Annotated in this window: 10 protein-coding genes; 4 read left to right on the top strand and 6 right to left on the bottom strand. The window is 36.8% G+C overall.

Annotated features, from left to right (window positions below; genetic code table 11):
* Positions 1–186: 186 nt before the first annotated feature.
* Positions 187–1,320, top strand: coding sequence for a trans-sulfuration enzyme family protein (locus EGT49_RS06805; protein WP_135372790.1), 1,134 nt, complete (start codon positions 187–189; stop codon positions 1,318–1,320).
* Between the two features lie 117 nt (positions 1,321–1,437).
* Here the strand turns inward: EGT49_RS06805 and EGT49_RS06800 are convergent, their stop codons facing one another.
* Positions 1,438–3,360 carry a PTS sugar transporter subunit IIABC family protein gene (locus tag EGT49_RS06800; RefSeq protein ID WP_218960991.1) on the bottom strand — a complete coding sequence of 641 codons (1,923 nt, stop codon included), beginning with the start codon at positions 3,358–3,360 and terminating at the stop codon, positions 1,438–1,440.
* A gap of 154 nt (positions 3,361–3,514) precedes the next feature.
* On the opposite strand from EGT49_RS06800, the gene EGT49_RS06795 reads away from it, so the two are divergent.
* Positions 3,515–5,221, top strand: a complete 1,707-nt coding sequence (locus EGT49_RS06795) for an amylo-alpha-1,6-glucosidase (protein ID WP_167849775.1) — start codon at positions 3,515–3,517, stop codon at positions 5,219–5,221.
* A gap of 46 nt (positions 5,222–5,267) precedes the next feature.
* The gene (locus EGT49_RS06790) at positions 5,268–6,020 is read left to right on the top strand and encodes a GntR family transcriptional regulator (protein ID WP_246013808.1); all 753 of its coding nucleotides are present in this window, start codon (positions 5,268–5,270) and stop codon (positions 6,018–6,020) included.
* Positions 6,021–6,098: 78 nt separating this feature from the next.
* Here EGT49_RS06790 and EGT49_RS06785 read toward each other — a convergent pair whose 3' ends face one another.
* On the bottom strand, positions 6,099–8,519 hold the full coding sequence (locus EGT49_RS06785; protein WP_135372784.1) for an isopeptide-forming domain-containing fimbrial protein: 2,421 nt from the start codon (positions 8,517–8,519) through the stop codon (positions 6,099–6,101).
* A 132-nt stretch (positions 8,520–8,651) separates the two neighbouring features.
* Complete coding sequence (locus EGT49_RS06780) at positions 8,652–8,984, bottom strand: ASCH domain-containing protein (protein WP_246013807.1); 333 nt, start codon at positions 8,982–8,984, stop codon at positions 8,652–8,654.
* 75 nt (positions 8,985–9,059) lie between these two features.
* Here EGT49_RS06780 and EGT49_RS06775 point away from each other — a divergent pair, with 75 nt between their 5' ends.
* Positions 9,060–10,838, top strand: coding sequence for a glycerophosphoryl diester phosphodiesterase membrane domain-containing protein (locus EGT49_RS06775; protein ID WP_135372780.1), 1,779 nt, complete (start codon positions 9,060–9,062; stop codon positions 10,836–10,838).
* Between the two features lie 36 nt (positions 10,839–10,874).
* Here EGT49_RS06775 and EGT49_RS06770 read toward each other — a convergent pair whose 3' ends face one another.
* Genes EGT49_RS06770 through EGT49_RS06760 form a run of 3 tightly spaced genes read right to left on the bottom strand, consistent with a single transcriptional unit; the run spans position 10,875 to position 14,810 of the window.
* On the bottom strand, positions 10,875–11,678 hold the full coding sequence (locus EGT49_RS06770; protein WP_135372778.1) for a MurR/RpiR family transcriptional regulator: 804 nt from the start codon (positions 11,676–11,678) through the stop codon (positions 10,875–10,877).
* Positions 11,678–14,314 (bottom strand): glycoside hydrolase family 38 N-terminal domain-containing protein, encoded by a 2,637-nt coding sequence (locus EGT49_RS06765; protein ID WP_135372776.1) that lies wholly within the window; start codon positions 14,312–14,314, stop codon positions 11,678–11,680. Before EGT49_RS06765 ends, EGT49_RS06770 begins: the two co-directional genes overlap by 1 nt.
* A gap of 49 nt (positions 14,315–14,363) precedes the next feature.
* Positions 14,364–14,810 (bottom strand): PTS sugar transporter subunit IIA, encoded by a 447-nt coding sequence (locus EGT49_RS06760; RefSeq protein ID WP_135372774.1) that lies wholly within the window; start codon positions 14,808–14,810, stop codon positions 14,364–14,366.
* Positions 14,811–14,816: the final 6 nt, after the last annotated feature.

The raw sequence follows: 14,816 nt of genomic DNA, 5'->3' as shown, positions 1-14,816 counted from the left end.
CTCTACATTCGTATCCCAAGCTCTACAATCCCATTTTCGGCTCTACATTCGTATCCCAAGCTCTACAATCCCATTTTTGGCTCCATAATTCTACTTTAAATTATTTTTGAAATCGGTTTCAAAGAGCTTTCTTTTCCGTTATACTCCTCAATGAAGGGTGTGAACAAAAACAGAAAGGAAATTAACATGCATACTGATACAACGATTCTACATGGTTATCCGATGCTTGATCCGGTTACTGGCGCAGCTTCAATTTCCAAATGTCAGACTTCAACTTTCCATCAAAATGACTTCCCAAAAGCTGGCCAATATACTTACACGCGCTTTTCTAATCCAACTATTCATGCGGCTGAATTAGCAGTCATGGCGTTAGAAAAAGCCAAGTATGGAATTGCTTACTCATCTGGAATGGGTGCCATCTCGGCAACGTTATTAACTTTAAAATCCGGTGACCACATCGTTTTGGGAAAAGATATTTATGGTGGAACTTTTCAATTGATCCACGACTTGATGAATAATTTTGGTATCACTTATACTCAAATTGATGAAACCGACACCGAGGCTTGGGAAAAAGCAATTCAAGAAAACACCAAGATGTTTTACTTAGAAACTCCATCCAATCCATTGTTAAAAATCACCGATCTTCAAGCAGTTTGCCAAATTGCCCAAAAACACCATATCATTAGTGTTTGCGACAATACTTTTATGACACCACTAGTTCAAAGTCCGTTTGAATTAGGGTGTGACGTGGTAATTCACAGCGCAACTAAATTTCTCGGCGGTCACAGTGATATCGTGATGGGGATTGCGTTAACTAATGATGAAAAAATTGCTCAAAATTTAGAAAAAAATAAACGAATCCTCGGTTCTTGTCCGGGAATTGAGGAAAGTTGGCTCTTATTACGAGGTATCAAAACGCTTGCTGTCAGAATGGAAAAAGCTTGTCACAACGCCCAATTTCTAGCTGAGAATTTACAAGCGTTAGACAAGGTTAAACAAGTTTACTATCCAGGATTACCAACTCATGACGGCTTTGACATCAACCAAAAGCAAGCCAAAAATGGTGGAGCTGTCCTTTCATTTGAACTAGAAAATGCACAGCAAGTTGAACAACTCTTCCACAACGTCACGATTCCCATCGTCGCAGTCAGTCTTGGTGGAGTTGAAAGTATCCTCTCCTATCCTTGGTCAATGTCCCACGCGTGCATGCCAGAAAGTGACCGCATCAAAGCCGGTGTCACGCCAACCTTGATCAGATTATCTTGCGGAATAGAGAATCCAGAAGATCTGTTGCACGACATCAAGGATTCTTTAATGTAATACAGTGCATGGGTTTTGTAGGATTGCGTAGGATTGCGTAGGAAATTCCCTACGCAATCTCCTAGATTTAATATACGCAAAAAGAGTTTGAACAAGTCAATGTTCAAACTCTTTTTATTATGCTGTCACGGCTGAGGTTGCTGTTTCATGGGCAATATCGGCGATGATACTCTTACCAGCTTTGACTTCTTGATCTGGTTTCATGAAGTCAATTGTCTTGATATCATCGGCTTGTTTCGTGATTGCCATGATCACAACGTTACTATGACCAGCTGCTTTAATTTTCTTACTGTCAAATTTGATTAAAGGTTGTCCGGCTTTGACGTTTTCGTTGACGTCAACTAATGGTGTAAAGCCGTCGCCTTTCATATCGACGGTATCTATTCCGATATGAAGCAAAATTTCTGTTCCGTCATTTAAGGTTAAGCCGACTGCGTGATTGCTACCTTGCATCATTACTGTTACCTTACCATTTGCCGGAGCAACTAACTTATCACTTGTAGGATTGATAGCAATGCCATCACCTAATTGTTTCTTGGAAAACATTTCGTCGGGAACTTGTTCAATTGCTTCTGTTGTACCCGAGACAAAGGCGTTTAAATCATGAACAGTTTCGTTTGAACCGACTTTTCTATCCGCATTCAATTTGGTTCTGGAGAACAACAATGTTAAAGCGATAGTCAAGAAGAAGGTCATGATCTCGCCGGCTAAATAGAATCCCCATTGTTTAGGGAAGACACTTAGAAAACTCAAGACGCCACCGACGCCAACACTAGTTGAACGAACTTGCCAAAAGCCCATCCAGGCACCACCAAAGGTACCAGCTAGCATAACGGCTAAGAATGGATATCTATTTTTCAAGTTAACACCATAAATAGCGGGTTCAGTAATTCCTAGAAATGATGACAAACCACTAGTCCAGGCAACGTTTTTCTTCTTAGCATTCTTTCTGAAGATGTAAGCCATAGCTAAACAAGCTGCACCTTGAGCCATTGTAACTGGTTCACCAACTGGCCAAAGCGTTACATAACCAAGGGTTCCGGCCATTTGTAGGTTAACTCCGAGAAACAAGTGATGCATCCCGGTGATAACCAATGGGGCGCAGATGAATCCATACAACGCACCACCTAAAACTGGTACGGCATTGAAAACTGAGACGACTCCTTTAGTAATCAAGTTGGCACCGGCCATCGTAACAGGTCCAACGACTAGAAATGAAGCAAATCCGGTAATCAAAAGCGTTAATGGAGAAACTAAAACTAGCTGCAAAGCATCCGGAATGTGCTTTTCAAAGTATTTCTCCAGCTTAACTAATATCCAGGCAGCCACTAGGACTGGAATAACCTGTCCTTGATAACCGACTTGTGAAACGTGCCAACCAAAGAGGTTCCAAGTTGGTGTTGCGGCTGGATGTGAAGCGTAATCGTAAGCACTAGTCAAAGCTGGGTTGACCAAAATCAATCCTAAAACGATTCCTAGTAACGGATTACCGCCAAACTTTTTAACCGCTGACCAACCGATCAATGCGGGCAAGAATGAGAAAGATGTTTGAGCAATCAATTGAATGATGTCGTTAACACCTTTCCATTCAGTATGCATCTGGATAAACGAAGCATTGGGATAAAAGATTCCTTTATTACTTAAAACATTATTAATACCCATTAACAAACCAGCTGCGACAATGGCAGGAATGATGGGGATGAAAATATCTCCCAGTAATCTAACCAGACGTTGCAACCAATTCTGTTTGGAACGGGCATCACTTTTTACAGCTTCAACAGATTCAGATTTGGCTCCGGTTTGCTTGATAAATTCGTTATAAACTTTGGGAACACTGGGTCCAATCACGATCTGGAATTGTCCACCTGCCAAAAATGTTCCTTGAACAGTATCAAGTTTTTCTAGTTCTTTATCATTGACCTTATTTTGGTCTTTTAAAATGAGTCTTAATCTGGTTATACAGTGCGTTGCCGATTCAATATTATCCTTGCCACCGATGTATTGAATGATTTTGGTAACGTCACTTTTCATATCAACCATAGAATCATCTCCCCTAATTTTGTATGCACTTTCAAGAGCACACATAGTATAACTTGTTTAAACTAGTTTTACAAGTTATAATGTATCCGTATTCAAAAAGCCGTAATAGCGGTATCATTATAATAAGATGTTTAACTTAGTAGGTGAAAGAAATATGAATATAAATTTAGTCCCCTTTAGTTACCGTGGTGCCTATATGTCAATCTTTAGACATGACGAAAAGCTTTGGTTGCAATCACTCCACGGAATTTCCAAGAATAATATGGATAGCTTAGAAATCCTTGTTACCCATGATAATAAGGCGATTCCGTTTCGAATAGTAGAAAATTACACTCTCTTGGAGTTAAAAACCGATTTCGGCAATGTCAAAATTTGTTTCGATACAGCTCAAAAATTAGTCTTTTACAGTCAAGACAACTTAGGAATCCGCTTTGAAGCTCATCCCAAATACAATTTCGAATACAGTTACAAATTAGGTAAAAAGAATGCTCCTTACTACATTGTCAACAGTTACAAGAATTTAACCAAGTATCTAATTTACACTTCCACAGGTTCTACCAACCTGAGTCAGTCACTTTCTGTCGATACTACCGGTAGTAGTAAAACTGCAAATAATAGCTCAATTATTGACATCAAGCCTGCCCTAGACGATTCGTCATTTTTAGCAGTCGTCCAAGATATTCCAACCAATATGGCTAAACCAGTTGCTGAAGAGATTAACTTTGAAACAATTGCCAAAATTGCTGCAGAGAACTTCACTAGTTTTGCTAAACAGTTCAAACCTGTTCAACCCAGTCTTAAACATGTTCAACTTGATGCAATTTATACCCTCTGGTCGGCCATCGTCAATCCACTAGGTAATTTGAAAGAATCGGCGATTTACGCTTCTAATAACAAGTTCCCTGGCGTTTGGAGTTGGGATCATTGCTTCATGGCACTAGCTTTGGCTGGAGTCGATGACCAATTAGCTTGGGACCAGATGAAAGTTATCTTCGATCATCAAGATCAATTTGGTCAACTTCCTGGTTCTGTGAGTGACAGTACTATCAGATGGAACTTCTCCAAGCCGCCAATTCATGCCTTCACTTTCCAAAAAATGGCTCAAAAAGAAAAGTTCGATCAAGCACAATTACGCGTAATTTATCAATGGATCGCTAAGCAAGTCGAATTTTATTTGGAGTTTAAGGATTCTAATGAAGATGGCATTTGCGAGTACGACCACGGAAACGACAGTGGCCAGGACAATAGCACCGTTTTCAGCAGCAACACCGTCGTCGACTCCCCTGATTTGTCCGCTTATCTGATTTTTGCCATGAATTACTTGATCAAGCTGAGCACCCAGACTAATCAAGTTGAAAAAATTGAATATTGGTCAAAGAAAAAAGCCATTTTACTAGCAAAATTTAATAACTATTTCTTTGATGAATCCCCATTACCCGTGGCAAGAGAGATGTTCACTGGTAAAAAGATTACCTCCCAAAGTTTATTGCCACTAGTTTCCTTAATAATCAGCGCTGATCTAGACAAAACTAAAAAGCAGGCCATCGTCGACGAACTGAAGCAACACTTTATTACGAACTTCGGCGTCGCTACCGAAGCAATCGACAGTCCGTTGTATCAAGCTGATGCCTACTGGCGGGGTCCAATTTGGGGACCATCTTCAGTCATTGTGTATGAAGCTTTAAAAGATGCTGGTGAAACTACTTTGGCTAAAGAAATAGCATCAAAATTCTGCCAAACTGTGAAAACTTACGGCTTTGCAGAAAATTTTGATGCTAAAACTGGCGTCGGTTTGCGTGATAAGTCATTCTCATGGACCGCTAGTGCCTTTCTTTACTTTGCTAACGAATTGGATTTGTAAAAAAGGATTAAATAGACAATAATTATAGATATAACTATTTTTGGAGGTGGATATTATTCCTAATAATAAATACGATTCAATTTACGCTGACTTGAAAAATCGGATTAAACAGGACGAATTTCAATATCAGGACAAACTGCCTTCAGAAACAAATTTGGTCCTTCAATACAATTGCTCACGTAACACTCTACGACGTGCCATTAAAAAATTAGGTGCCGACGGTTACGTTCAAAGTGTTCGTGGCAAAGGCGTTATTGTCATTTACAACTCACATTTAGAAAATGATTTGATCAAAAATGGCAATCACTCATTTTCCCAAATGGCGGATCGCAATAAAATTAAATTTAAGACTACTGTTTTACTTTTCGATGAAATTGAGGTCGACAAAAAGTTGTCATTGGAGAGTACCTTCCCTATTGGTACACCCGTTTATTACATCAAGCGACTTCGTTCAATTGGCTCTGACAATTACATTGTGGAAGAGAATTATTTCATGCGAAAAGTAGTTAAAGATTTAACTATCAACATCGCTCAAGATTCTGTTTACAAATATTTAAACGAGGTTTTGAATGAACCAATCGCCACTACCAAGCGAATTTTAACGATTGGACTAGCTGATGAACAGGATAAAAAATATCTCGATTTGAAGACTTACAACGCCATTCCAATTGTGACTAACTACTCATTCACCAATGATGGCACGATGTTTGAATATACCGTTTCACATCATCGTCCCGATAAGTTTATCTTCTATGATCAAAATGAAACTAATCCTGTTTCTTTTATGCTGAATAACTAAACAAGATAGTAAGATAAAAGGCCAAGGTAATCATAGTATGATTACCTTGGCCTTTTTTTAAGCACAAAAAATTATCTTTTATATTGATTCATTTAAACTCCAAGTTAATGTTCCATTGTAAGTTCCCGCGGTAGAATTTGGCGATAATTGCATTTGCCAATCATTCGCACCGACGTAATTAGTTAAGTTAAGTGATTGTTGTGATCCGGAGAAATCGCTGGTTCGAATCAAGGTTCCTGTTGGTAACAGTGGTTGCCATGTACCAAGATCATTTTCGGAATTATCTCTTTGTTTGATAAATAATAATCCACTACTATCACTTGGTAGTGTATCGCCATTGGAAGTTTTCATTTGAGTATCAACGTTGTCGTTGTCATAAGCGACACTAACGTTGAAGTTATTGGCATCGGGATGAGTGACGACTAACTCTCCTTTGGTAGCAACATTAGTAATTGTCTTTGATGATCCAGCCAGGTTGACAGAACCAAAGTCTATTATGCTTGGTACCGAGGTAAAGGCATTGGACTTTTGAACATTCACAATAGTGTCTGTAGAAGTCATCGTCGGAATCGTTTCGTTGCCAGGCGTTGTAACACCGCCTGTAATTGTAACGGCGTTATGAATTTGTCCGACTGCCTCCGCAGTTACTTTGGCCTTGAAATCAATGGTTAGATTCTCGCCTGGTTGTACTATTGAAATACCGGTTCCAATACTGCTTGAACCATACACAACGCCGTCTGGTCCTTTAACAGTTGCATTGCCATCTTGTTTTAATCCGGTTGGTAAATTCTCCACCAATTCTGAACCTTTTGCCAATGACTGCGTACTATCAGCGGTCACACCAAAATAGATGTGATATTCAACCGTGTCACCGATTTTGGCATCAGTACTATCTTTAAATTCTGTCTCACCATTGGTTACGTTCTTAACTTCTTTGGTGAAATCAAAATTGTAGTTGGGCTTTTCGACGTCAATATCAACCGAAGCACTGTATGTTTTATCATCTGTCTTGGTATCATGCCCGGTAAAGTCAGCGGTATTGGTAATAGTCTTGCCTCCGCCAGCTCTAGTGATAGTTGCTTCATAAGTAATCGTCGCGGACTCACCATCGCTTAAGATTAAGGCTGGTGAAATAGTCAACGTTTTAGTTTCAGCGTCATAGTTATCCGCTGACAAGTTTTCTGTCGTTCCATCGTTATAACGCATCTTTATGGAGTTAGGATCAATCTGTAAACCGTCAGGAATCTTATCTTTTAGCGTTTTATAAGTCCACTTACTGCCATAACCGTTATTCTTAACGTGCAAGCTGAATTTTAATTTATCGTTGATATTGTTTTTACCAACTCCGCCGGCATTTCCAGTTGTTTCATTCGTATAGCTCTTAGATACAACCGGTAAAGCATAGGGGTTAGCCGTGACACCCATTGTCGAACCATATTGTGATGACTCACCCTTATTCAAAGTTGTGGGATTCCATTTCAACGTGTAACTTGAATCAATCAAACCAGTTCCGGTGATACTTTCACCATATTTATAACCCTGTGATTCAGCCCCATTACCGTCTTTATCAAAGCCTTTCGCCCAATTCATCGAGCCAGAAGTAAAAGCTTGTCCAGCGTATTGATCAAAGCCGTTAGGTAACTGGTTAGTAACCATTAACTTGTAGCTACCATCTTCGATATAAAGACCATTTCTCGTACCTAAATCCTTAATATTAACACGGTCATTTTTACTCAACATCGTATCCTCACCGAACATGACTTGAAAACTTTGTGTCCGGTCAGAATTGTTGGTTAAATACAGCTTTCTTTGAATGTCAGCTGAATTAGTCGGCGAAGCTCGCAGTAGAATTTCCGCTCTCAAATCAAAGGCATTATTTCCAGTGCCCGTACCTCGAACGAAATCACCGACGATTTTAAGAGCCAAATGTCCATTTTTATCAGTTCCGGTATAAATTTTCTTATTTGTCATATTAGATAACAATGAATAATCCTTAGCCGTGACTGTTGATGGCATAGTTGTCGGCACAATTAGGAAATCGGGAGAAGTCATTGACACTTGCTCTGTCCGATCACTCACAATTGAACTAGTGTGGGTTCCTTGGAAGACTGAACCTACGTAACTTTGATTATTTCGTAAGAAAATATTCATCTTCGTATTATAAATGTTGTTAGCACCGGCAATACCTGAATCTTTAGTAACGGTACTATCATTGTTAGTCTTCACTAACCCATCAGCACTATTCGGAGTAAAGACGTTACCATTGGTATCTTGTGCTAATCCAAAAGTATAACCTAAATCAAGTTGCCCACCGATATTGATCAATTGCATGGAAGAATACGAACTGGCGTAACTGTTCCAAGTAATATCACTGTCGACTGTCGAAGAAGCATCTGGATCAGCCGCGTGGACGGTCGTTAAAGTTGTACCTAAGAAGGTAATCAACATCAAGAAACTAATTATCAAAAAGTTTTTAATAATTTTATACTTTCTCGTCATACCTTCATCTCCTATATTCCAAAATTTTACTAATTGTATTTTCGTAATTATTGTAATATAGGAATATTGTTGTTCGAACCCACATTAAACAAACATATTTTTATAAAAATGATGTCAATAAAAATAAAATGATTATTTAATAATCTGAATTCTAATTGCCAAGGCTCCATACTGCATTTCTCGGGCTCTAGAATAAATCGTTTGATTCTCGCGGTCTAAATCGGCAATTGATTCGTCTTCGGGACTACCAATGATGGTTCCCGAATATTTAGCAAATAACTGTTTGAAGGTCGCAAACTTCTCTAATCCCAAAACCTTCACGCAAATAGTTTCAGAAGTGTCTAAATCAGTAAATTCAATCGTATCGCCAACTTGCAGGCGTGAACGTTTTTCGTCAGCTAATCTAACCTCAATTTTCTTCGTTCCAGCCTTAATAGCGGCAAATGGTTGATGATATAAACTCATTTTCAAATTTATCAGTCCTTTTTTAAAATTCATTATATAATAATTGGGTATGTTACAACTTTGGGGGAAAGCAATATGGGAATATTTTCCGAATTTCGGGAACAAAATCGTAATTTTTGGCGTTATTTTTGGAAATATAGTCAAATAATTATTCTAATACAACTATTCATAAATTATATTTTTGTACCACTTTTAAACTATTTGGCTAATGGGATAATTTTTCTCGGCAACGTCAAATATATTTCTTATACCAACGTTTTATATCTAATTACTAAGAAACCACTGGTAGTAATTGGGTTAATAATTTTATTACTATTAATATTATTGTTAGTATTCACGCAATTTACTTTTCTGTTAATTAGTTTTCAAGCTATCAAATCCAAGGCCAGTCTTAGTTGGTGGGAATATTTGAAACGCGTTTCCAAAAATGTTTTGGGCTTACCGTTCAAAGCTTTCGGTTTCTTCCTATTATATTTTCTGATTATTACACCTTTCGGAACTTTGGGAATTTCTTCAACTCTCTTAAATAAAGTTAAGATTCCTCAATTCATTCTCGATTGGTTAATTCAAGAACACTTACCATTGGCACTGCTTTTATTGGTTGTCTATCTTCTGGTTGCCTACATCGGATTACGATGGTTATTCGTTTTGCCATTGATGATTTTTGAAAATAAGCCTATCAAGTTGGCTATCAGACGTAGTTGGTCGATGACCCACGGCAGAACTATTTATTATTTAGGAACTTTTTTAATTTTAATGGCCGTTATTTCGGTGGCTGGGTCCTTACTCACCAGCATCGTAATTGGATTTCAGTGGGTGATTGATTACTTCAAATTGTTCGCCAATTTCGATTTCACCATTGCGGTCTTCAACATGACTCTGATTCAATTCATCAATATCGTTATGAGTATCTATGCGGCCGGTGTCGCAGTTTTGATCATGTTGAGTCAGACGCACACGCATTATTTCTATCCTAAGCAGTCGCACCGCTCTCACAAATGGTTCTGGGGCATCCTTGGTGTCAGTGCGATTATTGGCTTTTTCAGTTACAATTCGATGTACTTTAATGACTGGCTACTCACCCCACCAGAAACTGTTTCACATCGTGGTGTTGACGACGGTAATGGTGTTCAAAATTCAATTTCAGCAATGAAAGCTACCTCAAAAGAGAAGCCAACTTACATCGAAATGGACGTTCAAGAAACTAAGGATCACCAATTCGTTGTCTATCACGACAATACCTTAAAAGGGCTAGCTGGCATTAACAAACGTCCTAGTCAGTTGACTTTGGCTCAGCTTAAAAAAATTAAGATTCATGAAAATGGCAAAACTGCCTATATTGCAAGCTTTGACGACTACCTGGCGGCATCTGAAAAGCTTGACCAAAAACTCCTAGTTGAATTTAAGGCTGTTTCTGGTAATTCGAAAAACTTCGTTAAACTATTCTCGCAAAAATACGGTGACCGAATGCTAGAAGACAAGAATATGGTTCACTCACTGAGTTACAAGTACATCGAACAAAGTAAGGACTACATGCCTAAAGTTAAAGCTAGCTACATTTTGTCGTTTAATTTAGCCGGCATCCCGATTTCTAAAGCTAATGACTTTACGATGGAATACACTACTTTGAATCAGCGTTTCATCGATGGTTCACATTTACAGAATAAAAAAGTTTTCGCTTGGACAGCCAATGACGAGGAATCCATGGACCACATGATTTTTCTAGGTGCGGATGGCGTTATAACGGATAACCTAGGTGTCCTGAATGGCGAGATAAAACGACTATTTGATGAAGATAATTATTCCGAACGGATGTTGACTTATGTCACCCAGATGCAGGATCCGTTTAACTAAGCCATCAAAAAAAGCCCACAAATTTGTGAGCTTTTTTTATTTTTTCAAAATATTTTCTGACAATAACCACTTACCTGCACTTTTCTTGTGCATGCTAATATATTTTGAATAAATAATATCCAGCTGAATAAGTACTGGTATTTGTGGCGAAATATTGCCAAGTGCCTCATTCGAGGAAAAACTAGCTGCATAAATTGTCTCATCACAGTAATCAATAAATGGTGAATCCTCATTGGTTGTGATCAATAAGAAATGGGCTCCCTTTTTTCTTCCATTTTTAACAGCTTCCAAAATATCTGGATCATTACCACTTAACGAGGAAATTAATACGACATCGTTTTTCTTCAACGAACTTGCTGAAAGAGAAATTGAATGCTGATCACTGAAGACTTGTATAAATTTACCTAGTCTGGTGAACTTGAATTCGAAATCTTGCCCAGCAAAGGAATTAAATCCTAATCCCCAAAACAAAATTATTCTTGTAGAATAAATCAAATCACAAAAGTTTTGAACAGCTTGACTTCTATATGCCGCATCACTTCTAGTAGCCAATGCATGATAACTGGCAGTCACCGGAGTCGAAATTAAGCTAGCATCCTTTGTTTGATCACTCAAAGACATCTTATACAGGAAAACTAATTCCTTATAATTGTTCAAACCTAATTTTTTACTGAATCGAGTAATCGATGGCGCTGATACAGATATTTCTTTAGCTAGATTACTAATACTTAAAATTGCCCTTTTGCTAATAAAATAATCTGCAATCACTTGCTCAACATCAGTAAAGTCATTACGCTTTGATTCAATTAACAGAAACAAATCATCTACTTTTTCTGCCATCAAATTCCTTTCTCTAGTTTGATAGTTTTAATCTCTCCTGGAGCAAAACTACCAACCGAGATACTATCTTGTAGTCCTAAATTATTGATTATTTCTCCAGTAAAATCAGTCAAACTAGTTAGACATTTTTGTCTTAATTTAATTATATCGTTTCCACTATAACTAATTTTATTAGGATTATAAATTCTAATCAACCAGCCGGAACGGTCTTTTGATTCAGTCAAACTACTGAAAATCAATCCATCTTTTTTAAGTTCAAAGAATGGCCTGTTTTCAACAGTTTTATTCAATGGATGCATGACAAAATACTTCAAGATATTCGTAAATTGATTCAAATTTTGTACTTGATAATATGGATTACTAATAGCGTATTCTTGAAATTCCTTCATATTTCTTGCTGGATTAAATTTACCATTAATACTAATGGCAAATTTAAAGTGCAGTGTTTCTTGCAATTGACTATCAGGTGTTGGAATATATGTAAATTGATTTCCAGAAGCAACCCCTGGACGTCTGATTAAGTCAGGACGTCCCAAAAATCCGACTGATCTAAATAAAGTTAATGCAATTTTATTATAATTTTTACCAACAACTTGATATTCTTTAATCCCTTTAGTCATCAAAGTTAGACCAGTATTTTCATTGTGAATATTGGTCCAATGTAACATTGGGAATATAGAACTTGGTTCTTCGTGAAGCCCTTTCTCCTTCCAATCGTGAATATTCTTATCAACGACGGGACGCTCAATATAACCAAAAGCAGTATCAGCATAGGATTTAGTTTGTACATCATCTATGCCTGAATCAATTACAGCCCGCATTCGATGATCTTTAATTTGGTTATTAATTAATAGATGAACCTTGATTAAGCTATCTTGATCATCCAACGACAAAATCAACTGATAGCTAATTTTCCCATTTGTAACTCCATTTGCTCGTTCATTCAAATCAGCAGGTAATTTCCATTCGCCTATTATTTTCATAGTTTTAAAGGAATTCCCATTTTGACAAGTAACTTTGGCGTCTTCAAAAGTTAGATCAAATTTCTTATCCGAATATGCTGGAGAATAATCATAAGTATCTCCTTCATCACCATCGTCAACAATTTTTATAAAATTAGCAATTACTTGATTCTTTTTCTTATTTAACAAGTTTAACTTTTGATCATCAAATTCAATTTTAAAATCATCATTTTCAATAACAGTTTCTCTTAAGTCCTCAAGAATTGCCAATTCACCAGATAATGGTTTGATTGTTAAAGTCTTCCATCCTAAAGCTGGCAAGGTAACATCTGCTACACAGTCAAAAATATAATAATAGTCTTTTGGATCATATTGTGATTCATCACGTTTTATTTGACCACAATATTGCTTGGTAACTTTTAACACATCAACATTCACTCTATTAGTTACATCGAGGGTTTCAAAGTTTTTCTCACTTAAAGAAACTTGGAAATGAACATTTTTCTTAACTGGATAAGGTAACGTATTAAAAAATGTTAAGTCATTAGGTTTCTTATTTTGTTCAGATTCAGAAATTTTTCTAACTAAATAATCTACAGTTGAATATAATAATTGATCAGCCTCTCTCAGACGTTCCAAGATAATTTGATTTGTTTTATCACTATTACATCCCCCAGCACTATCGTGAGCATGATTACGAACGATTAACTTCCAAATTTTATCTAATAATGATTTCTTGTATGGTATTCCAATTCTATCTGCCATTGCCATAAGCGGCTCTAACTGATAAATCATTCTTCGTTCAACTTTATCATTCAAATACTTTTGATCATATCTTGAAGAATAAATTGAACGATGAATCTTTGAAACGGAACTAGTAATAAATTCTCCAGAAATAGTATCAAGATTGGATTTTTGTTTGTTAATATCTTCAAAAAGCTTAGGATAATTACTTTCAAATAATGTAATATCCTTATCTTTTAGTTCTTGGTTATAAAAATTAATCCTATCCTTCAAATTGTAATCAACATAGCGCTGGTCTCCACCAACTGGTAAAGCAATATCATCTAAGGATGTGTCAGCAACTACCGTTTTCATAGTTTCTTCTGCATCATCATTTTCGATTAATCCGACACCAACAAAATAACCATCTTTAATATTAATTGTCGTCACATTTGATCCATCTTCTGATTGCCAGTTAAATTCTCGATTATTGGTCTTTTCTTTAGGGAGTCCTCGCCAAAAAACTGCATCATGGATTCCCATACCATTATAAATTTTAGGCATATCAGCTCCTTGACCAAATGAATCTGGAAGATAACCAATTTTTTGACTACCACCCAATTCATCAGCTAATTTCATTCCTAAGCTCAAATTTCTAATGATAGATTCACCAGTTACTATTAATTCATCCGTTTGCGTATACCAAGGACCAATAAATAACCGTTTAGCTCGAACCCACTTCTGAAGTTCTGCTTTTTTTTCCGGATAAGCATCTAAATAATCATCTAAAATACTCATTTGTCCATCTAAAAGATAATAATCTACAATTTGTTTTCTTAATGATTCAAAAACCTCATCCATGTGATAAACAAATTGAATCATTGCTTCGTTGCGAGTGAAATACCATTCAAAATCCCAATGTGTATGTTGAATTACATGTACTCTTTTCATACTATTTCCTTCCTTAAATAAAAAAGAGGGATGCTATCCCCCTTTTGAATTAAATTTGATCTATGGCATCAGATAAAATATTTTTATCATCATTTTCCAAAATTGAGGTTCTAAATTCATCATCCATTAATTTTCTAGCAATCTTACTTAATAATTTCAAATGTTCTGTTGAGCCGTTCTTAGGAATACTCAAGACAAAAGCTACTTTGATAGGCTTCTTATCCAATGCATTCCATTCAATTCCGTTGGAAAACTTAATCAAGAATAAACCGGGTTTTATCACACTATCGTCGTTACTATGTGGAATAGCAATCCCATCTTTAAAACCAGTAGTTGATTCTACTTCACGTGCTTTTAAACCTTTATAAAAATCATCGGCCGAGTTACTGTATCCTTTTTCAGCTACGAATTGACCAATGCTCTTAAAAGCCTCATCCTGAGTTGTACTTGTTTGATCATAAAAAATATTTTCTATATTAAAAATCTCTTTATCCATATCTAC

Origin of the sequence: Companilactobacillus suantsaicola, from assembly GCF_004745525.1 — a bacterium.
GTDB classification, from domain to species: Bacteria; Bacillota; Bacilli; order Lactobacillales; family Lactobacillaceae; genus Companilactobacillus; species Companilactobacillus suantsaicola.
This window is presented reverse-complemented; position numbering and strand designations above follow the sequence as displayed.